Source organism: Sulfitobacter sp. 1A15299 (assembly GCF_043556915.1).
In the GTDB taxonomy this organism is placed as follows: Bacteria; Pseudomonadota; Alphaproteobacteria; order Rhodobacterales; family Rhodobacteraceae; genus Sulfitobacter.
Genome location: NZ_JBIFFJ010000001.1, coordinates 460,419 through 478,493 on the forward strand (window position 1 = coordinate 460,419; position 18,075 = coordinate 478,493).

The following is an 18,075-nucleotide window of genomic DNA, read 5'->3' on the forward strand; positions in this document are numbered from 1 at the left end:
GATATAATCAGGAATGGCAGAGGCTTTGATGAAAATAGGAACTTTTGTGATCGGGGCGGCCTTGCTGGCCGTTGCCGGATGTACGGTGCCGGCGAGCGGGCCGCAGGGCGGCTCGGCCCGTGTGGGCAATCTGCCGGAGTCGGTGGTGAGCCTTGCCGCGCCGAACCAAGATCTGTCGACGGCGCGTTTGCTGCCGGAGGATGGCTGCTATTGGTATCAGCACAACGGCCCGGTCGAAACGACGCTGGTGCCGCTGCGGGCGGTGGGTGGCAATCCGATCTGCACCAAACGCCAAGCCTGACATAACAACGGGGGCTGCCACGCGGCCCCCGTTATTCGTTCCAGCTTAGCTGCTGGCGACAACGCTTTCTTCCGCCGAATAGAGATAGGCCGTCGAGCCGGTCTGCACATTCGGGTAGAGTTGGTTGATATGCGCCATGATCATCCGCACACAGCCTGAGCTTGCCCGGCCGCCGATGCTCTGCGGCTGCGGGGTGCCGTGGATGCGCAGATAGGTGTCGCGGTTCCCTTCAAAGAGGTAGAGCGCCCGCGAACCGAGGGGGTTTTCAGGGCCGGGCGGCACCCCGTCTTCAAGGCCCGCGTAAAGCTCGGGATCGCGCTTGATCATGTTCTGGGTGGGGGTCCAATGCGGCCATTCCACTTTACGTTTGATCGTATAGGTGCCCGGCTCATAAAGATTGCCACGCGCGATCGCCACGCCGTAGCGCATCGCAGTGCCGCCCTCTTCGATATGGTAGATATAGCGGGCCACTGCATCGACGTGGATGTCACCGACGCGCAGGTTGTCATTCGCCACGACCCGTTGCGGCAAGAAGCGCGGGTGCACGCCCCAGGGGTTGCTTGTCGCCGGGTCAAAGCCCGCCGGGGTAACCTGCGCATCCCATGCGGCTTTCTCTGCCGCGCTTGGGCGTGTGCGGGCCATCAGGGGGGTGGCAATCGCGCCGGAAAACAGCGCCGTGGTGGTCTGAATGAAATGACGTCTTGTCAGCATGTGGTCGCTCCGTGGTTGACCTCTCTGCGCGGGGCAGGGTCGTATGCGTGTATGAGAGACTAACGGCCTTTCCCCGCTAGAGGTTCAAGGAAGAAGGCGGTTGCTGAAGAGATTGTGATCTAAAACACACGGTTTTCACGGGAGAACGGGGCGCGGGCGGGTGGGCGCGCGCCCCGAATGCTGCGGGGGTAGCAGGTAGGGAAGGCCCGGTCAGCCGCGTCCCCGGTAGGGGGGCACCCCCTGATCGGGGATCCAGACGCCCTCGGGCAGGGGGCCGGTTTGCCAGAACACGTCAATGGGAATGCCGCCGCGCGGATACCAATAGCCGCCGATCCGCAGCCACTGCGGGTCAAGGAACTCGGCCAGCCGTCGGGCGATGGAGATGGTGCAATCCTCGTGAAACGCGCCGTGATTGCGGAAAGAGGTCAAAAACAACTTCAGCGATTTTGATTCCACCAGCCACGGGCCGGGCACATAGTCGATCACCAGATGGGCAAAGTCGGGCTGGCCGGTCATCGGGCAGAGCGAGGTGAACTCCGGCGCGGTGAAGCGCACGTTATAGGCAACATCGGCCTGCGGGTTCGGCACCCGCTCCAGTTCGGCCTCTTCGGGGCTGGCGGGAATACGGGTTTCCCCGCCGAGTTGTTTGAGATTGCTGTAGATGTCGTCGGACATGGGGGTCTCCATCGGTCAGACGCCGCGCTTGTTGCCCCAGATCAGGACATGAAGTTGCGGCAGGATACGGGGGGCGAACCAGTGATCGGTCATGGCAAGATCGGTCAGCCAGCCTAGGCGGTCGGCCAGCGCCTGCGGGTCCACCGGTGTGGCGGGATCGACCTCGGGGTTGCCGGGTTGAAGGTAGAGCGGGATATCGAGGTGATGGGCATGCACTTCGCGCGCCCAATGGTAGTCGATCTCGTCAAAGATCACGATCTTCATCACCTGCTGCCGCGCCTGCGCGCCGAGGGTCCGGCAGGCGTCGAATGCGTCCCAGTCGACACGCTCACCGCTTGATGGCGGTTTGGGTGAGAGCACAAGCGTATCGAGATCGGCAAACCATGGCCGCGCGATGGAGCCTTGGGTCTCACAGGCGAAGCGATAGCCCGCGGCCTTGCCCATGCGGATCAGCGGGCCGAAATCCTGTATCGCCGGGTTGCCGCCCGAGAGGGAGACGGTCAGCGGTTGGTCCTTGGAAAGCTTCCGGACCCGGCGCCAGACATCCTCGGTCGACATGGGGGCCCAGCTATGGCGGTATTGGCTGTCGACGGCATGCAGACTGTCGCACCAGCTGCACCGATAGTCACAGCCGCCCGCGCGGACAAATACCGTCGGCTCCCCGATCAGCGCGCCTTCGCCCTGAATGGTGGGGCCGAAAATCTCGGCGATGCGTAGGGTCATGGCCGGTATTCCGCCCAGGTCTTCGGGGTCTCGCTGACCAGCACGGCAGAGGTCTCGGGCCAGCGGGCGGCGCACCCATCGTGGAAATGTTTCGCCATGTTCTCGGCGGTGGAGGGGCCGTCGAGCACATCGTTCAGATGCCGGTGGTCAAAGTGATCGTCGATATAGGTCTTGAGCGGTTTCAGGTCGTGGTAATCGCGCACGAAACCATCGGCGTTGAGCGTCTCGGCGGCGAGTTCGATCACGACGATATAGTTGTGTCCATGCAGCCGCGCGCATTGGTGGTCATCGGGCAGGTGGGTCAACTGGTGGCTGGCGGAGAAGTGGAATTCCTTGCGAATACGGAACATCAGCCTTCCCCCTGTGCGGCGAGGGCCGTGGTCCAATAGTCGGGATCGGCGTAGACCGTGGGGTCGGTGACCCCGGCCAGATGAAAGGCTTCGCGCCGCTCGACACAGGTGCCGCAGCGCCCGCAATGGACCGCGCCGCCCTTGTAGCAGGACCATGTCTCGGCGAAGGGGGTGCCGTGCTGCGCGCCTTGGCGGACGATCTCGGCCTTGCTGTGCTCGACGAAGGGCGTGTGCAGCCGCACATCGGCATAGCCGTCAAGCGCGGCCTGCTGCATCGCGTCGAAGGCGCGGGTGAAACCGGGGCGGCAGTCGGGATAGATGAAATGATCGCCGCCATGCACCGCAGTGGCCACGGCCTCATCCCCCTCGGCCGCGGCAATGCCAAAGCCGATCGACAGCATGATCGCATTGCGGTTCGGCACGACGGTGATCTTCATCGTGTCTTCGGCGTAATGCCCGTCAGGCACGTCGATATCGTCAGTGAGGGCGGAACCCGAAAGCGCCGCACCGATGCCGCGCATGTCGATCAGGTGAAATTTCACGCCAAGCCGTTCCGCCGCCGCGCGGGCGAAATCGACCTCTTTACGGTGGCGTTGGCCATAGTCGAAGGAGACGAGCCGGGTGAGGTGATGCACCTTTGCGGTGATATGCGCAAGCGACACGGAATCGAGTCCGCCTGAGCAGATGACAAGTGTTTTCATTTTGGGGCCCTTGTTTTGATGTCCGGGTAGGCTGCGACCGGATGGCGGGGCTTATTTCAGAATTTGCGCGGATTGCAAGCCTTGCGCTTGGGCGCGCAGGACCGCCGCAGCAGAGGCGAGAGAGTTTCCGCCAAATCCCGATAAAATAGGGATTTTGCTTTAACGACTAAATCTAAGTTAACTTTAGCCAAGGCCGCATTCGCGCTATGGTGAGCCTATGTTAAAAAGCAGCCAAAGCGTTACGCTTGACGCCAGCCATTATGAATTGATCGAGGCGATGACCGACGAAGTGGTCATCCTTGATGCCGCCGGCAAGATTGTCGCGGTCAATATGGCATGGAAGATCTTCTGCGAAGAGAACGGCGGCGACGCGGAAACGCATTACGTGGGGGCCAATTACTTTGACATCTGCGAAGCGGCGGTCATGGATGCCGTGGTGCAGGCGGAAACGGTTCTGGATGGGCTGCGCCAAGCGCTGAAAACCGGGACTTCCTTTGAGGGGGAATACCCCTGCGACGGGCCGGGGGTGCGGCGCTGGTTTCAACTCAACGCCAACCGCATGACGGTCCAAGGCGCGCCCTGCCTGCTGTTGCAGCACCGCAATGTCACGACGCGCCGTATGGCGCATGACGATATCGAACGTGCCCATGTGCAGGCGGAAACCTTTGCCACCCTCGTGGCCACCACGGGCGAAGCGATCCTGACCTATGACATGGAAGGCCGCATCATCAGCTGGAACCCCGCGGCCGAGCAGCTTTACGGCTATACGGAGGAGGAGGCTTTGGGCCAGTCGGTCGAGCTTTTGTATCCCCCGGATTGGCCGATGCGGGTGCTTGAGTATCGCGATCAGATCATGGCGGACAAGCTGCGCCAGTTCGACGCGGTGCGCGTGGCCAAGGACGGCACCGAGCGCCATGTCACCATCGCCTGCACGCCCATTCGGACGCTCTCGGGGGATGTCGTCTCGATCTCGAACATCCATCATGATGTGACCGCGACGCGCAAGGCCGAAGAGGTGCGCGATCTCGTCTCGCGTGAGGTGATCCACCGGGCCAAGAACATGCTCTCTCTGGTCACGGCGATGCAGCGGCAAACGGCGAATTCGGCGGCATCCCTTGCGGAGTTCAACAAATCCTTCGGGGCCCGTATTCAGGCGCTGGCCCGCTCCACCGATTTGCTGGTGGATGGCGGCTGGTCCTCGGTGGATCTGGCCGAGCTGGTGCGCGCGCAGTTGGATCCGTTTTTGCATTTGCAGTCCAAAGCGGTGGATGTGGATGGCCCCTCGGTCGCTCTGGGACCGCAGGCGTTGCAACTGATCGGTATGGCGCTGCATGAGCTGGCGACGAATTCCACGAAATATGGCGTGATGAGCGACGGCTGCGGCGATATTCAGTGCCACTGGTCCCATACCGAAAAGGGGGGGCTGCGTTTTCAATGGATCGAGAGCGGCATTACCTTTGACCCTTCTGCCAAAAAAGCCACCGGTTTCGGCAGCAAGGTTCTATCAGTATTGGCCCCCGCCATGGTCAATGGCGCGGCTGAAACGGTGACCAGCGAGAACGCCCTGACCTGGACAGTCACGATTCCCGCCGCGCATTTGGGCAAACTGGCCTGAGCGACGCCGCGCCTGCCGTGCTGCGCAGGTGGGCGGTTCACGTAAATCCCCCCTTTGCGGAACTCTCCTACGCTGGAAACTTGTTCCTCCTTTGAGACGTCGTTCGAAAAGGCAAAAGGAGGTTAGGATGGCCGAAGGACAGGGCAAGACCGCGAAACTTTACCGGATGGTGATGGAGCAACACCTCTGTCCCTTCGGGTTGAAATCCAAAGACCTGCTGGAGCGGCAGGGGTACCAGGTCGAAGATCACCACCTCACGACCCGCGAAGAGACCGATGCCTTCATGGCGAAAGAGGGTGTGAAGACCACGCCGCAAACCTTCATCGAGGAGGAGCGGATCGGCGGCTACGACGATCTGCGTGTGCATTTCGGTTTGGACAAGCCCAAGGAAGAGCAATCGGACACCAGCTATCAGCCCGTCATCGCCATTTTCGGCGTGGCCTTCCTGATGGCACTGGGGCTTTCGTGGTATGCATTCGGCAACATCTTCACGCTTCGGGCCTTCGAGTGGTTCATCTCGATCTCCATGTGTGTCCTCGCTGTGCAGAAGTTGCAGGATATCGAAAGCTTTTCGACGATGTTTCTGAACTACGACCTCTTGGCGCAGCGTTGGGTGCCCTATGGCAAGGTCTATCCTTTCGGAGAAGCACTGGCGGGTATTCTGATGACCGCCGGCGCGCTGACTTGGCTCTCGGCCCCTGTGGCGATCGTGATTGGCACGATTGGCGCGGTTTCGGTGATCAAGGCGGTCTATGTCGACAAACGTGAATTGAAATGCGCCTGCGTCGGCGGGTCGAGCAATGTGCCGCTTGGGTTCGTCTCGCTTACCGAGAACGTCATGATGCTGGGCATGGGGGTTTGGATGCTGCTCAAGGTCTACGGCTGAGCAGATTACAGTGACCCGAGTTTTGTGCCGAGGGAGGTGTGGAAGGGTATCTGGTCGGGCTGAGAGGATTCGAACCTCCGACCCCCTGCTCCCGAAGCAGGTGCGCTACCAGGCTGCGCTACAGCCCGACCGATGTGCAGCGCAATAGCGCAGCTTGGCGGGTTTGGCAATTGGTCAGTTGCAGGGATTTTGCGTGGCGTTTGGGGGAAGCGGGGGGAATTGGGGGCGCTGCCCCCGCAGCCTGCGGCTGCTCCCCCGAGGGTATTTGAGAAAGGATGAAGGGAAGGGGGCGGGGCGTGAAACCCCGCCTTGGTTTCTTATAGGCTGGCGTCGAGGGCCTTGAGGATCGCATCGCCCATTTCTTCGGTCGTGATGGGGGTGCCGCCTTCGGGGCCCATCAGGTCGGGGGTGCGGGCGCCATCGGCCAGCGCGCGTTCGACGGCTTTTTCCAGACGTGCGGCTTCTTCGCCTTGGTCGAAGGAGTAGCGCAGCGCCATGGCGAAGCTGAGGATACAGGCGATCGGGTTGGCTTTGCCTTGGCCTGCGATGTCGGGGGCGGAGCCGTGCACGGGCTCGTAGAGGGCCTTGGGGCGGCCATCGGCGTTGGGCGCGCCGAGGCTGGCGGAGGGCAGCATGCCGAGGCTGCCGGTCAGCATGGCGGCGCAGTCGCTGAGAATGTCGCCGAAGAGGTTGTCGGTGACGATCACGTCGAACTGTTTCGGCGCGCGCACGAGTTGCATGGCGCCGTTGTCGGCATACATGTGGCTGAGTTCGACGTCCGGATATTCTGCGTCGCGCACCCGTTGGGTGACTTCGCGCCACAGGATGCCGCTTTCCATGACGTTGGCTTTTTCCATGGAGCAGACTTTGTTGCCGCGGCGGCGGGCGAGTTCGAAAGCGGAGCGGGCCACGCGCTCGATCTCGCTTTCGGTGTAGCGCTGCGTGTTGATGCCGACGCGTTCGTTGCCTTCCTCGAAGATGCCGCGCGGTTCGCCGAAATAGACGCCGGAGGTGAGTTCGCGCACGATCATGATGTCGAGCCCCGCGACCACGTCTTTTTTCAGCGAGGAGAAATCCGCCAGCGCGTCAAAGCATTGCGCCGGGCGCAAGTTGGAGAAGAGGTCCATTTCCTTGCGCAGGCGCAGCAGGCCGCGTTCGGGTTTCACGGAGAAGTCGAGATCGTCGTATTTCGGGCCGCCCACGGCGCCCAAGAGCACGGCGTCGACTTCAAGGGCGCGGGTCATCGTGTCGTCATGCAGCGGGGTGCCGTGTTTGTCATAGGCCGCGCCGCCGACCAGATCATGCTCTACGTCGAAGGCCAGATCGCGCTTTTCGCCGAACCAGTCGATGATGCGCGTGACCTGCGCCATGACCTCGGGGCCGATGCCGTCGCCGGGGAGGATGAGCAAGGATGGGTTGGCCATGGGAAACTCCTGAAAATACGGTTGGAGATTGGGTAGCCTGCGGGTTCCGGAGGGTCAAGATAGGGGGCGTCAGCGGGTGAGGTCGACCCAGACGAGGGCGTGTCGGCTGGCGCTTTCGCCCTGGGGCCAGATGAGGCCGGCGTCGCTGACTTCCCAGTTGCGGGAGGGCAGGATGTAATCGACCCGCATCGGGCCGGTTTGGGGCCAGTCGACCGTGGGGCGGTGCGGCAGGGGGTCTTGCAGCGCGGGGTGGGACAGGAGGGCGGCGATGGCTTCGCCGCGCCCGTCGCCGCGCTGCGGGTCGAGATTGGCGTCGCCCAGCAGGACGAAGGGCGGTGCCGGGGGTGTGCCGATCTTTCCGGCGAGGTGGTGGCGCCAGAAGGTGGTTTCGTCGTGGTTGCGGCGGCCATTGCGGTCTTCGGGGCCGTCGAAGACCGGCGGGGTGGCGTGGTAGGTCAGCAGCGTGACGGGGCCCTCCGGAGTTTGGATCGGTAGGGACCAGTGGCCGTTGGAGGAGAGGCGCTGCGTGGCATGGGCTTCGGCCCCCGCGAAGGGGGCGCCGTTGATCATCGGGTAGAGTGTATCGGGGAGGTCGCGCCAGAGGAGGGTGCTGAAATCTTGGAGCTCGGCCTCTTGGATTGGGTGGCGTGAGAGGATCGCCATGGCGCCTTGGCCGAAGAAGCGGCCATAGCCTTGGGCGTATCGGGGGGTGCCGAGCCTGCCGTCACCGTCAAGGTCGACGCCGCTTTGACGGCCTGCATTGGGCGGCGCGGCGAAGCGGTGGGGGTAGGGCGCGCCCGCGGCGGAGAGGGCGTCGGCGAGGGCATTGAGGGCGGCCTGTTCAAGATCGTAGTCGATACCTTGTAGCGCGATGATATCGGGATCGGCGCTGGCGATGGTTTCGATCACGGAGGTAACGGCAGGGTCATTCCCGCGCAGGATGTCGCGCAGGAGCAGGCCCGGCCCCTTGCGCGACAATTCGGTGTTGAAGGTGGCAATGCGCAGCGGTTCGGCCTGCGCGGTGCCGGTCAGCAGGAGCAGCGCCAGCAGGAAGCGGATCAGGCCGCCTGCATATGCGCTTCGGCGTAGGCGCGGCGGCGCTTGTCGTGGATCATCTCGGCCACCCGCCCCATGGCGATGCCGCGCATGATCATACTGGCCGGAAGGAATGCCCATGCGCTTATTGTCCAGATCATGGTTTGATGATTGCTCAGTGAGATCGGATCTAGCAGATCGGCGGTGGCCTTGACCACTGCGGGGATGAAGAAGGGCAGAAGGAAGCCAAGCGCGATGTTGATCCGCGCATCCCGTTGCAGCCGGTAGAGCACATCGCCGCCCGCCGTTGGGTCAAAGAGCGGCAGGTTCACCCAGACGTTGAAGGCGCCTTGGCGCGCGGGCCAGCCCATGACGCGCACCAGCACCACGAAGGTCGCCAATGCGATCAGCGAGACCAGATAGGCCAGCCCCGCCGCCGTGCGGATCAGGTTGACCGCCTCAAGAGGGGCGTCAGCGGGCATCATCAGCACCACGAGGCGCACGGGGGAATAGGGGAAATCAAGCGCATTGCCCAGTATCGTGCCAAGCGCGGTGAGTGCGCCGGTCAGCAGGGTGGGGGCCGTTTGACCCCGCGCGATAAGCGACAGGACGAGGATCGTGAAGAACAGGCTGATAAATCGCAGCCGATTGAAAGGCGGCGCATCGCGGAATTCGACGATGCCGGGTTGGCGGGCGTTGTATTCCATGAAGGTCAGGATCGCCGCGATACAGGCGAGCAGCACGGTGATTTGGCTGGATTCCGCATCGGCCCCCGGCAAAAGAAGCGCCGGGATGGCAATCAATAGCGCCACCAATAGGCCACGCGTCGCCGCGCCTGTCATTCGTCCGATCACTGCTCTGCCCTTTCAAACTGGCCAGCCGCGATACGATGCCGCGTGCTTGTTCCAACTTGATGCCCCTGGTTGATGGGGTGTGCCTCATTCTGGTCCAATTTTTGCCTTCTTTCCGCACATGCCTCAAGGCTCCGCGAAGAGAAGAGCAGGATACTGGGGTATTTTGAGGGAGGGGGTGGTGCCTTCTTGCATCAATTCCGTGGCGGTTTGATGGCAGGCGGCAACATCTTGTGGGCGCGCGATCTGCGCCCACAAGTTTGATCATGCAGGCCGGGCGTCAGACCCAAGGGCGGCTTTGGCCCAGCGAATCCTCGTAGCTGTCGATCGCGGCACCTTTTTCGAGCGTCAGGCCGATGTCGTCCAGCCCGTTGAGAAGGCAGTGCTTTTTAAAGGCGTCCACTTCGAAGGGGAAGGTCTCACCATCTGAGGTGGTCACGGTCTGGCCTTCCAGATCAATGGTCATCCGCGCGTTCGATCCTTTTTCGGCGTCTTTCATCAGCACGTCGACCTGCTCTTGCGGCAGGGCGATGGGCAGGATGCCGTTCTTGAAGCAGTTGTTGTAGAAGATGTCGGCGAAGCTGGGTGCGATGACGCAGCGGATGCCAAAATCGAGGATCGCCCAAGGTGCGTGTTCGCGCGACGATCCGCAGCCGAAGTTATCGCCTGCCACGAGGATCTGCGCGTCGCGGTACTGCGGCTGGTTCAGCACGAAATCGGGGATTTCGTTGCCTTCGCGGTCATAGCGCATTTCGTCGAACAGGTTCACGCCAAGGCCGGAGCGTTTGATCGTCTTGAGAAAGACCTTGGGGATGATCATGTCGGTGTCGATGTTCACCAGCGGCATGGGAGCCGCGGTGCCGGTGATTTCTGTAAACTTTTCCATCGGGATATCCTTCGGAGAGTGCGGGAACCACGCCGCCTGACGGCGCGTTCTAGGCAAATGGTGTATCAGGAGGGCATGGCATGTCGTACCAAACCGGCACGAAAGTGGAATGGGACTGGGGCAATGGCACCGGGACCGGCAAGATCGTCAAGAAATACACGCAGAAGATCACGCTGAAGCTGCAGGGCAGCGAGGTGACCCGCAAGGCGAGCGATGACGAACCGGCCTATAAGATCGAACAGGACGACGGCAGCGAAGTGCTGAAGTCCGGCAGCGAGCTGCGCAAGGCTAACTGAGCCCTGTGCAACGCGCCCGGTATCTATGCCCCACTCGCTCACGCCAGTTCGCGTACATCGGTCAGGTGACCGGTGAGTGCGGCGGCGGCGGCCATGCCGGGGGACACGAGATGCGTGCGGCCCTTATAGCCCTGACGCCCCTCGAAGTTGCGGTTCGACGTGGCCGCGCAGCGTTCGCCGGGGGCAAGCTGGTCGGGGTTCATCGCCAGACACATGGAGCAGCCCGCCAGACGCCATTCAAAACCGGCCTCGCGGAAGATGTCCGCCAGCCCTTCCTCCTCGGCCTGCGCCCGGACGAGCCCCGAGCCCGGCACGACCATGGCACGCAGACCGTCTTTGATCTTCTTGCCCTTCAGCACTTCAGCGGCGGCGCGCAGGTCTTCGATGCGGCCATTGGTGCAGGAGCCGATGAAAACGGTGTCGATTTGAATATCGGTGAGCTTCTGGCCCGGTTTCAGGTCCATATACTCCAGCGCGCGTTTTACCGCGTCGACCTTGCCGCCCTTGAAGTCCTCGGGCGCAGGAACGACCGAAGTGATCGGCAGCACGTCCTCGGGCGAGGTGCCCCATGTGACGACCGGTGCGATGTCCTCGCCCTTGAGCGTCACGACCTTGTCCCAATGGGCGTCCTCGTCAGAGAAGAGCGTTTTCCACCAGTCCATCGCCGCTTCCCACTGCGCGCCTTTCGGGGCGTGGGGGCGGCCTTGGCAATACGCGAAGGTCTTTTCGTCCGGCGCGATCAGGCCCGCGCGCGCGCCGCCCTCAATCGCCATGTTGCAGACGGTCATACGGCCTTCCATCGACAGGTCGCGGATCGCCTCGCCGCAGTATTCGATGACATAGCCAGTGCCGCCCGCGGTGCCGGTGGCGCCGATGACGGAAAGGGTGATGTCCTTGGCCGTGACGCCGGGGCGCAGCTTGCCGGTGATCTCAACCTTCATGTTCTTGCCCTTGCGCTGGATCAGCGTCTGGGTGGCAAGGACATGTTCGACCTCCGAGGTGCCGATGCCGTGGGCCAGCGCGCCGAAAGCCCCGTGGGTCGCGGTGTGGCTGTCGCCGCAGACCACGGTCATGCCGGGCAGGGTCCAGCCCTGCTCGGGGCCGACGATATGCACGATGCCTTGGCGCACGTCCGAGACGGGGTAGTAGTGCACGCCGAATTCACGCGCGTTCTTGTCGAGGGCGGAGACCTGAATGCGGCTGTCCTCGGTCATCGCTTCGGGGTCTTCGCGGCCCTCGGTGGTGGGCACGTTGTGATCTGGCACGGCGATGGTCTTGTCCGGGGCGCGCACCGTGCGGCCCGACATGCGCAGCCCTTCAAAGGCCTGCGGGCTGGTCACTTCGTGGACGAGGTGACGGTCGATATAGAGCAAGCAGGTGCCGTCATCGGCTTCGTGGACGACATGGGCGTCCCAGATTTTATCGTAAAGCGTCTTGGGGGACATGATGGTCCTCTCCCGTGGTTTGGAATGGCTATGGGTGTGGCTGAGAGGGCGGCTTATAGTCGCGCCAGAACGCTATGCGTCGCGCCGAAAAAGCGTTCGCGCAGACGCGCACGGTCGCAAAGATCAAACACCAGTATCATGGGGCAAGGGATATAGACCCAAAGCGAGTCTCGCAAGGTGGCATCGTGGGGGGATGAGGGGGTCGGCTTTGCAGCGGTTCTTGCCCTGAGGGGGAGGCTGTGCAACCGTGATCGTCCTTAGGTGCGAAGGCCATACATGATCCCTGAAACTCATCCCTTTTCGAACTTCCTTCTTTCGCTACAGGCCTTGTTCGACAGTGTTCTGGGCTTTGGCGAAAGTGTCCTGAGCCCCGGCTGGCGGCAAAACCAGATCCTGATCCTGCTCGCTTTGGTGGCGCTCGCTTGGGTGTTGCACCGGGTCACCGGGATGATGTTGCAAAACTGGGTCCGCTCCCGCGAAGGCTGGTCCAAATGGCAGTTGCGTGTGGTGGTGCAGGTCAAGCGACGGCTCGGCCTGATCTGGTTCGCGCTGCTGGCGGGGCTGCTCTATCAGGTGATGCAGAACGTGACTTGGCCGTCGCGGTCATATCTCATCGGTTTGGCGGCGACGCTGGCAGCGATCTACGTGGGCATCGCCTTCGCCGCGCGTCTGGTGCGCAACCGCCCCTTACGGCGCATGGTGACATGGGGGCTGTGGATCTATGCCACGCTCTACATGTTGAACGTCGCCGATGATGTGGCAGTGTTTCTGGACGGTGTCGCCCTCACGATTGGTGAGTTCCGCCTTTCGGTGCTGACCATTCTGACCGCGCTGGTGGTGATCGGCGCGCTTTTGACCATGGCGCGGCTGGCCAGCACAACCACCGCCGCGACGATCCGCAAGAACGAAGACATCAGCCCCTCCATGCAGGTGCTGGCGGTGAAGGGGGTGCAAATCCTGCTCTACGGCCTTGCCTTCTTCATCGGGGTGCGGGCGGTGGGGATCGACCTCACGGGTCTCGCCGTGCTCTCTGGTGCGATCGGTGTGGGCCTTGGTTTCGGTCTGCAAAAGGTAGTGTCTAACCTCGTCTCGGGCGTGATCATCCTGCTCGACAAGTCGATCAAGCCCGGCGATGTGATCAGTCTGGGAGAGACCTTTGGCTGGATCCAGACACTGGGCGCGCGCTATGCCTCTGTGGTGACGCGGGACGGTAAAGAATACCTGATCCCGAACGAAGACCTGATCACCGGGCAGGTGGTGAACTGGTCGCATTCCAATGACTTTGTGCGGCTCGATATCTATTTCGGCACGGCCTATTCCGACGATCCGCATCTGGTGCGCAAACTGGCGGTGGAGGCGGCCAAGGGCGTTGACCGGGTGCTGAGCTACAAGGCCCCGGTTTGCCATATCGTGGGCTTTGGCGATTCGTCTGTGGATTACATCCTGCGCTTCTGGATCAAGGATCCGACCGGCGGGCTGACCAACATTCGCGGCAATGTCTATCTGGCGCTTTGGGATGCCTTCAAGGAACACGGCATCTCCATCCCCTTCCCGCAGCGCGAGGTAAAAGTCATCGAAGACAGTCAACTGGCCCTGTCGCGTGGCGCGGCATCTCGGGATATGCCTGAGTGAGCGGGGATTTGCGCCACGGTTAACGCTGCCTGCAACCGATCCATTGAAAAATGAACCCCGTGTCGCTAAATTGGGGCTGCTCGGCACCGGGGCAAGCGTTCAGCATTGATGGTGCTATTTACGAAGGAGGACAATGTCCTGTCTCTTAACGTTGACGCAGCGCAGGCTGCTGACCATGGGGCTGCAATGACTGCCGCCTCGCAAATCGCAACCAGCGACGACCTGCTGGCGCTTATCCTTTCCTCGCTGAATGACGACAAGGCCGAAGATATCGTGCAGATCGATCTGCGCGGCAAGACGGCCATCGGCGACTATATGGTGATCTGCTCGGGCCGCTCCACGCGGCAGGTTTCGGCGATCTCGGAAAAGCTGGCGCAGGCCGTCAAAGATGCCACCGGACGTACGTCCAAGATGGAAGGCCGCGAAACCGGCGACTGGGTCTTGATCGACACGGGCGACGTTGTCGTGCATGTTTTCCGGCCCGAAGTGCGTGAATTCTACCAGCTTGAAAAGATGTGGCTGGGCGGCGACGACGCGGCCACAGCGGCACCGCACTGATCCCGCTTAGCGGGCCTAGGTCATGCGGGTTCACATCTGTGCCATGGGCCGGCTTCGCGCCGGTCCGGAAAAATCCCTTGTCGATGATTATCTGACCCGGTTCGACCGGACGGGGCGCGGTTTGGGCCTTGGCCCCGCGCGCGTGGTCGAGATGGAAGATAAGAAGAACGGCGGCATGGCCGCCGAAGCCGTGCTGCTGCGGCGCGCGATCCCCCAAGGGGCGGTGATCTGCGTGCTGGATGAGCGCGGCAAGGTCGAAACCTCCCCCGCATTTGCCGAACGGCTCGGCAAGTGGCGTGATGCGGGGCGGGGGGATTTGGCCTTTGTCATCGGCGGGGCCGATGGCATCGACCGCAGCCTCCGGGCAGAGGCGGATCATGCCCTCTCTTTTGGCAAGATGGTCTGGCCGCATATGCTGGTGCGGGTCATGCTGGCCGAACAGCTTTACCGCGCCGCCGCGATCCTTTCGGGCGGGCCTTATCACCGGGTCTGAAAGGGCGCAGGTCAGGGCAGCGGGATCGTCACCAATTCCGAAGACCAGCCGCTGACGCTGTCGCGCGCCTGAATACTGACCTCTCTCATCCCCTCGGGGATGCGCACGCCCGAAAGCGAGCGGGTGAAGGGCTGCTCTTTCACATGCGGATGCGCCAGATTGCGGGTGCCCAAGGGTTTCCCATCAGGGTCCAGAATGCGCCAAGCGTCGGCATAGTGATCCCAACCGCTATCGTCATGCCGGAGGGTGACGTCAAACTTCCACAAATCGCCCTGGCGATCGACCGTGACGTTCAGAATGGCGGGCGGATCGGCGAAACCCGGCGCGGCAAAGGCCATGAAGGCGACAATGAGGCTACGTTTGAACATGGGACACCAATAAAACAACGAACTGAATATAGCGCATTTCGGAAAGGTTCCAAGGTAGGCGGAAGTTGGGCCCGGTGCAATTCACCGTGAAGCCGCAATTTAGTGGTGCATTTGCATCAAGCGCGCGGCAAACTGGCCAAACCCGCGCCATAGGCTCTATGCTGCGGGGTCAGAGGAGGGACCGCAATGCAGATGCCAATACCCGATGCCGGGATCATTGCGCGCAAGGCGCGGGTCGTGGCGCGGCTGCGCGCGGCGCTGCCCGGCACCGCCGTGATCGACGATGCGCATGAGACCCGTGCCTATGAATGCGACGCGCTGACGGCCTATAAATGCCCCCCTTTGGCCGTGACCCTGCCTGCCAATACCGAAGAAGTCTCGACCGTGCTGCGGATCTGCCACGAGGAGGGCGTGCCGGTGGTGCCGCGCGGCTCGGGCACCTCGCTTGCCGGTGGCGCCTTGCCCACCGCCGATAGCGTGGTGCTGGGGGTGGCGCGCATGGCCGAGGTGCTTGAGGTCGATTACGACAACCGGCTGATGCGCGTGCAGACCGGCCGCACCAACCTCAGCGTCACCGGCGCGGTGGAGGAGGACGGTTTCTTCTACGCCCCCGACCCCTCGAGCCAGCTTGCCTGTGCCATTGCCGGGAATATCGCGATGAACTCCGGCGGGGCGCATTGCCTGAAATACGGGGTCACCACGAACAACCTTCTGGGCGTCACCATGGTGCTGATGGATGGCGAGGTCGTCGAGATCGGCGGCGGTTACATGGATGCGGGCGGGCTCGACCTGCTGGGGCTGGTCTGCGGCTCGGAAGGGCAGTTGGGCGTGGTGACGGAGGCCACCTTGCGCATCCTGCCCAAGCCCGAGGGCGCGCGCCCGGTGCTGATGGGTTTTGACGACAATGCCGTGGCCGGGGCCTGCGTCAGCGACATCATCAAAGCGGGCGTGCTGCCCGTGGCGATCGAATTCATGGACCGCCCCTGCATCGAGGCCACCGAGGCCTTCGCCCATGCCGGCTACCCGATGTGCGAGGCGCTGCTGATCGTGGAGGTCGAAGGCTCGGACGCCGAGATCGACCACCAGCTTGCCCTGATCACCGAGATCGCCCGCCGCCACAACCCGGTGGAACTGCGCGAAAGCACCAGCGCCGAGGAAAGCGCCGCGATTTGGCTGGGCCGCAAGTCCGCCTTTGGCGCCATGGGGCAAATCAACGACTACATGTGCCTTGATGGCACCATCCCGGTGAACGAGTTGCCCATGGTGCTGCGCCGCATCGGTGAGATGTCCGTTGAATATGGCCTTAAGGTCGGCAATGTTTTTCACGCGGGCGACGGCAACATGCACCCGCTGATCCTGTTTGATGCCAACAAACCCGGCGATCTGGAGAAATGCGAGGCCTTTGGCGCCGATATCCTGCGGCTCTGCGTCGAAGCGGGCGGTTGCCTGACCGGGGAGCATGGGGTCGGGATCGAGAAGCGCGATCTGATGCATGAGCAATACGGCCCCGCCGATCTAGAGGCGCAATTGGCCGTGAAGGATGTCTTCGACCCGGCATGGCTGTTGAACCCGGCCAAGGTCTTCCCCCTCGACGTGACGGAAGGGCGGCGCGGCAGCGGCGCGTCGGTGGCGGCGTGACGGTGACTTCCGAGGCGGAACTGGTCGAGGCGATCCGCGGCGCAGATGCGCCCCTTTCCCTGCGGGGCGGCGATACGCGTGGCATGGCAGGGCCGGGTGCGGCACTGTCGCTTGCCGGTTTGCAGGGGATCACCCTTTACGAGCCGGGCGCGCTGACGCTGGTCGCGCAGGCAGGCACGCCGGTCTCCGAGATCGAGGCCGCCTTGGCCGTCGAGGGGCAGCGGCTGGCCTTCGAGCCGATGGACCATCGCGCCCTCATGGGCCGCAGTGGCACGCCGACCATCGGCGGGGTCTTTGCCGCCAATGTCAGCGGTTCGCGGCGGCTTGCCGTTGGGGCCGCGCGGGATTTCCTGTTGGGGGTGCGGTTCGTCGATGGGCAGGGGGCCATCATCAAGAACGGGGGCCGGGTGATGAAGAACGTCACCGGCTATGATCTGGTCAAGCTGATGGCCGGGTCGCAGGGCACCTTGGGCGCGTTGACCGAAGTCTCGCTGAAGGTGCTGCCGAAACCCGAAACCAGTGCCACGCTCGCGCTGTCCGGGCTGGACGACGCCGCCGCCATCGCCGCGATGGCGCTTGCGATGCGCAGCCCTTTCGAGGTGACCGGCGCGGCCCATGACCCGGCGCAGGGGCTGACGGTCTTGCGGTTGGAGGGGTTCGAGACCTCGGTCGCCTACCGGATCGGGCGGCTGAAGGATCTGCTTGCCGCCACCGGGGGCGAGATCGAGGTGCTTGCAGAAGGTAGCTCAGAGACCCTCTGGCAGGGTTTGCGAGATGTGGCGCCCTTCCACGGGGCGACGGGCGATATCTGGCGCCTGCATTGCCGCCCGACCGAGGCTCCGGCGCTTGCGGCAAAGGCCGGGGCGGAGGCGCGGCTTTATGATTGGGCCGGGGGGCTGCTTTGGCTGCGCATGGCCCCCGGCACGGACCTGCGCGCGCATTTGGGGCGGTATGACGGCCACGCGACCTTGTTGCGGGCCGAGGCGGCGGGGGCTCTGCCCCGGCAGGAGCCCGAAGCGCCGGGGGTGGCGCGGTTGACAGCGGGGCTCCGGGCCAAGTTCGACCCCCGTGGCCTGTTCAATGCCGAAGCCTTGGCCCAGAGCGCATGACTTTGGTGCTGGCCTTCCTCTTTGTCTTTCTGATCGGCCCGTTTCTGTTCAAGGCGCTGATCGCCGTGCCGCCTTCGCTTCGGGCCATCCGTGCCTTAACGGCGATGGTGCTGGCGACCTTTCTTATCGCGCTTGCCTTGCGCTATGGTCTCACGCGCTATTGGAACGACAGCGCTTGGCTGTTGGGGGCCATCGCCTTGGCGCTCTGGGCCGCTTGGATCGGGGTGATCGCGCTGGTGGTCCAAGCGCTGCGCCGGGCCGATCCGCGCCCGGCGATGCGCCGGTGGAGCGGGGTTTTGGGGGCCGTGGGCACGACGGTGCCGTGGTTCGGCCTCGTCCTCGCCAATCTGATGCGCAGCACATAGGAACGGAGCCGCC

At 63.1% G+C, this 18,075-nt stretch carries 21 protein-coding genes and 1 tRNA gene; 10 read left to right on the top strand and 12 right to left on the bottom strand.

Annotated features, from left to right (window positions below):
• The first annotated feature begins 28 nt into the window (after positions 1 to 28).
• Complete coding sequence (locus tag ACGYK7_RS02215; RefSeq protein ID WP_394398578.1) at positions 29 to 301, top strand: hypothetical protein; 273 nt, start codon at positions 29 to 31, stop codon at positions 299 to 301.
• 45 nt (positions 302 to 346) lie between these two features.
• Here the strand turns inward: ACGYK7_RS02215 and ACGYK7_RS02220 are convergent, their stop codons facing one another.
• The 5 genes from ACGYK7_RS02220 to queC form a co-directional block, all read right to left on the bottom strand.
• On the bottom strand, positions 347 to 1,012 hold the full coding sequence (locus ACGYK7_RS02220; protein ID WP_394398580.1) for a L,D-transpeptidase: 666 nt from the start codon (positions 1,010 to 1,012) through the stop codon (positions 347 to 349).
• A gap of 210 nt (positions 1,013 to 1,222) precedes the next feature.
• Positions 1,223 to 1,687, bottom strand: a complete 465-nt coding sequence (gene queF / locus ACGYK7_RS02225) for a preQ(1) synthase (RefSeq protein ID WP_067268534.1) — start codon at positions 1,685 to 1,687, stop codon at positions 1,223 to 1,225.
• A 15-nt stretch (positions 1,688 to 1,702) separates the two neighbouring features.
• The gene (gene queE / locus ACGYK7_RS02230; RefSeq protein WP_394398582.1) at positions 1,703 to 2,410 is read right to left on the bottom strand and encodes a 7-carboxy-7-deazaguanine synthase QueE; all 708 of its coding nucleotides are present in this window, start codon (positions 2,408 to 2,410) and stop codon (positions 1,703 to 1,705) included.
• The gene (queD, locus tag ACGYK7_RS02235; RefSeq protein WP_394398584.1) at positions 2,407 to 2,760 is read right to left on the bottom strand and encodes a 6-carboxytetrahydropterin synthase QueD; all 354 of its coding nucleotides are present in this window, start codon (positions 2,758 to 2,760) and stop codon (positions 2,407 to 2,409) included. The genes queE and queD overlap by 4 nt, the downstream gene beginning before the upstream one ends.
• Positions 2,760 to 3,461 carry a 7-cyano-7-deazaguanine synthase QueC gene (gene queC / locus ACGYK7_RS02240; RefSeq protein WP_394398586.1) on the bottom strand — a complete coding sequence of 234 codons (702 nt, stop codon included), beginning with the start codon at positions 3,459 to 3,461 and terminating at the stop codon, positions 2,760 to 2,762. Before queC ends, queD begins: the two co-directional genes overlap by 1 nt.
• Positions 3,462 to 3,678: 217 nt before the next feature.
• Here queC and ACGYK7_RS02245 point away from each other — a divergent pair, with 217 nt between their 5' ends.
• Together ACGYK7_RS02245 and ACGYK7_RS02250 are read left to right on the top strand one after the other, a co-directional pair.
• Complete coding sequence (locus ACGYK7_RS02245) at positions 3,679 to 5,076, top strand: sensor histidine kinase (protein WP_394398588.1); 1,398 nt, start codon at positions 3,679 to 3,681, stop codon at positions 5,074 to 5,076.
• Between the two features lie 127 nt (positions 5,077 to 5,203).
• Positions 5,204 to 5,962, top strand: coding sequence for a MauE/DoxX family redox-associated membrane protein (locus tag ACGYK7_RS02250; protein WP_394398590.1), 759 nt, complete (start codon positions 5,204 to 5,206; stop codon positions 5,960 to 5,962).
• Between the two features lie 51 nt (positions 5,963 to 6,013).
• Here ACGYK7_RS02250 and ACGYK7_RS02255 read toward each other — a convergent pair.
• The 5 genes from ACGYK7_RS02255 to leuD all read right to left on the bottom strand — a co-directional run bounded on the left by ACGYK7_RS02255 (position 6,014) and on the right by leuD (position 10,158).
• A tRNA-Pro gene (locus tag ACGYK7_RS02255) sits at positions 6,014 to 6,090 on the bottom strand.
• 189 nt (positions 6,091 to 6,279) lie between these two features.
• Positions 6,280 to 7,386, bottom strand: coding sequence for a 3-isopropylmalate dehydrogenase (gene leuB, locus ACGYK7_RS02260; RefSeq protein ID WP_394398592.1), 1,107 nt, complete (start codon positions 7,384 to 7,386; stop codon positions 6,280 to 6,282).
• Positions 7,387 to 7,455: 69 nt separating this feature from the next.
• Positions 7,456 to 8,562: an endonuclease/exonuclease/phosphatase family protein gene (locus ACGYK7_RS02265; RefSeq protein ID WP_394398594.1), complete on the bottom strand. Its 1,107-nt coding sequence runs from the start codon at positions 8,560 to 8,562 to the stop codon at positions 7,456 to 7,458.
• Positions 8,445 to 9,275 carry a hypothetical protein gene (locus ACGYK7_RS02270; protein WP_394398596.1) on the bottom strand — a complete coding sequence of 277 codons (831 nt, stop codon included), beginning with the start codon at positions 9,273 to 9,275 and terminating at the stop codon, positions 8,445 to 8,447. Before ACGYK7_RS02270 ends, ACGYK7_RS02265 begins: the two co-directional genes overlap by 118 nt.
• A gap of 277 nt (positions 9,276 to 9,552) precedes the next feature.
• Entirely contained in the window at positions 9,553 to 10,158 is a 606-nt protein-coding gene (leuD, locus tag ACGYK7_RS02275; RefSeq protein WP_067268508.1) for a 3-isopropylmalate dehydratase small subunit, read from the bottom strand.
• Between the two features lie 80 nt (positions 10,159 to 10,238).
• On the opposite strand from leuD, the gene ACGYK7_RS02280 reads away from it, so the two are divergent.
• A complete protein-coding gene (locus tag ACGYK7_RS02280; RefSeq protein ID WP_120349937.1) occupies positions 10,239 to 10,454 on the top strand; it encodes a DUF2945 domain-containing protein in 216 nt (71 codons plus the stop codon).
• Between the two features lie 38 nt (positions 10,455 to 10,492).
• On the opposite strand, the gene leuC is transcribed toward ACGYK7_RS02280, so the two are convergent.
• Entirely contained in the window at positions 10,493 to 11,899 is a 1,407-nt protein-coding gene (gene leuC, locus ACGYK7_RS02285) for a 3-isopropylmalate dehydratase large subunit (RefSeq protein WP_394398598.1), read from the bottom strand.
• Between the two features lie 276 nt (positions 11,900 to 12,175).
• Between leuC and ACGYK7_RS02290 the strand changes: the two genes are divergently transcribed.
• From ACGYK7_RS02290 to rlmH, 3 genes are all read left to right on the top strand, one after another.
• Positions 12,176 to 13,531, top strand: a complete 1,356-nt coding sequence (locus ACGYK7_RS02290; protein WP_394398600.1) for a mechanosensitive ion channel family protein — start codon at positions 12,176 to 12,178, stop codon at positions 13,529 to 13,531.
• A 186-nt stretch (positions 13,532 to 13,717) separates the two neighbouring features.
• A complete protein-coding gene (gene rsfS, locus ACGYK7_RS02295; protein WP_067268516.1) occupies positions 13,718 to 14,089 on the top strand; it encodes a ribosome silencing factor in 372 nt (123 codons plus the stop codon).
• A 22-nt stretch (positions 14,090 to 14,111) separates the two neighbouring features.
• On the top strand, positions 14,112 to 14,582 hold the full coding sequence (rlmH, locus tag ACGYK7_RS02300) for a 23S rRNA (pseudouridine(1915)-N(3))-methyltransferase RlmH (protein WP_394398602.1): 471 nt from the start codon (positions 14,112 to 14,114) through the stop codon (positions 14,580 to 14,582).
• 11 nt (positions 14,583 to 14,593) lie between these two features.
• Here rlmH and ACGYK7_RS02305 read toward each other — a convergent pair whose 3' ends face one another.
• Positions 14,594 to 14,950 (bottom strand): hypothetical protein, encoded by a 357-nt coding sequence (locus tag ACGYK7_RS02305; RefSeq protein WP_394398604.1) that lies wholly within the window; start codon positions 14,948 to 14,950, stop codon positions 14,594 to 14,596.
• Between the two features lie 186 nt (positions 14,951 to 15,136).
• On the opposite strand from ACGYK7_RS02305, the gene ACGYK7_RS02310 reads away from it, so the two are divergent.
• Genes ACGYK7_RS02310 through ACGYK7_RS02320 form a run of 3 tightly spaced genes read left to right on the top strand, consistent with a single transcriptional unit; the run spans position 15,137 to position 18,062 of the window.
• Positions 15,137 to 16,588 carry an FAD-linked oxidase C-terminal domain-containing protein gene (locus ACGYK7_RS02310; RefSeq protein ID WP_394398606.1) on the top strand — a complete coding sequence of 484 codons (1,452 nt, stop codon included), beginning with the start codon at positions 15,137 to 15,139 and terminating at the stop codon, positions 16,586 to 16,588.
• Complete coding sequence (locus ACGYK7_RS02315; protein WP_394398608.1) at positions 16,585 to 17,697, top strand: FAD-binding protein; 1,113 nt, start codon at positions 16,585 to 16,587, stop codon at positions 17,695 to 17,697. The genes ACGYK7_RS02310 and ACGYK7_RS02315 overlap by 4 nt, the downstream gene beginning before the upstream one ends.
• Entirely contained in the window at positions 17,694 to 18,062 is a 369-nt protein-coding gene (locus ACGYK7_RS02320) for a hypothetical protein (RefSeq protein WP_394398610.1), read from the top strand. Before ACGYK7_RS02315 ends, ACGYK7_RS02320 begins: the two co-directional genes overlap by 4 nt.
• Positions 18,063 to 18,075: the final 13 nt, after the last annotated feature.

Bases quoted from the DNA above. Each gene is read 5' to 3' on its own strand.
- ACGYK7_RS02215 (WP_394398578.1), top strand. From the start codon at position 29: ATGAAAATAGGAACTTTTGTGATCGGGGCGGCCTTGCTGGCCGTTGCC.
- ACGYK7_RS02220 (WP_394398580.1), bottom strand. From the start codon at position 1,012: ATGCTGACAAGACGTCATTTCATTCAGACCACCACGGCGCTGTTTTCC.
- queF (WP_067268534.1), bottom strand. From the start codon at position 1,687: ATGTCCGACGACATCTACAGCAATCTCAAACAACTCGGCGGGGAAACC.
- queE (WP_394398582.1), bottom strand. From the start codon at position 2,410: ATGACCCTACGCATCGCCGAGATTTTCGGCCCCACCATTCAGGGCGAA.
- queD (WP_394398584.1), bottom strand. From the start codon at position 2,760: ATGTTCCGTATTCGCAAGGAATTCCACTTCTCCGCCAGCCACCAGTTG.
- queC (WP_394398586.1), bottom strand. From the start codon at position 3,461: ATGAAAACACTTGTCATCTGCTCAGGCGGACTCGATTCCGTGTCGCTT.
- ACGYK7_RS02245 (WP_394398588.1), top strand. From the start codon at position 3,679: ATGTTAAAAAGCAGCCAAAGCGTTACGCTTGACGCCAGCCATTATGAA.
- ACGYK7_RS02250 (WP_394398590.1), top strand. From the start codon at position 5,204: ATGGCCGAAGGACAGGGCAAGACCGCGAAACTTTACCGGATGGTGATG.
- leuB (WP_394398592.1), bottom strand. From the start codon at position 7,386: ATGGCCAACCCATCCTTGCTCATCCTCCCCGGCGACGGCATCGGCCCC.
- ACGYK7_RS02265 (WP_394398594.1), bottom strand. From the start codon at position 8,562: ATGGGCATTCCTTCCGGCCAGTATGATCATGCGCGGCATCGCCATGGG.
- leuD (WP_067268508.1), bottom strand. From the start codon at position 10,158: ATGGAAAAGTTTACAGAAATCACCGGCACCGCGGCTCCCATGCCGCTG.
- ACGYK7_RS02280 (WP_120349937.1), top strand. From the start codon at position 10,239: ATGTCGTACCAAACCGGCACGAAAGTGGAATGGGACTGGGGCAATGGC.
- leuC (WP_394398598.1), bottom strand. From the start codon at position 11,899: ATGTCCCCCAAGACGCTTTACGATAAAATCTGGGACGCCCATGTCGTC.
- ACGYK7_RS02290 (WP_394398600.1), top strand. From the start codon at position 12,176: ATGATCCCTGAAACTCATCCCTTTTCGAACTTCCTTCTTTCGCTACAG.
- rsfS (WP_067268516.1), top strand. From the start codon at position 13,718: ATGACTGCCGCCTCGCAAATCGCAACCAGCGACGACCTGCTGGCGCTT.
- rlmH (WP_394398602.1), top strand. From the start codon at position 14,112: ATGCGGGTTCACATCTGTGCCATGGGCCGGCTTCGCGCCGGTCCGGAA.
- ACGYK7_RS02305 (WP_394398604.1), bottom strand. From the start codon at position 14,950: ATGTTCAAACGTAGCCTCATTGTCGCCTTCATGGCCTTTGCCGCGCCG.
- ACGYK7_RS02310 (WP_394398606.1), top strand. From the start codon at position 15,137: ATGCAGATGCCAATACCCGATGCCGGGATCATTGCGCGCAAGGCGCGG.
- ACGYK7_RS02320 (WP_394398610.1), top strand. From the start codon at position 17,694: ATGACTTTGGTGCTGGCCTTCCTCTTTGTCTTTCTGATCGGCCCGTTT.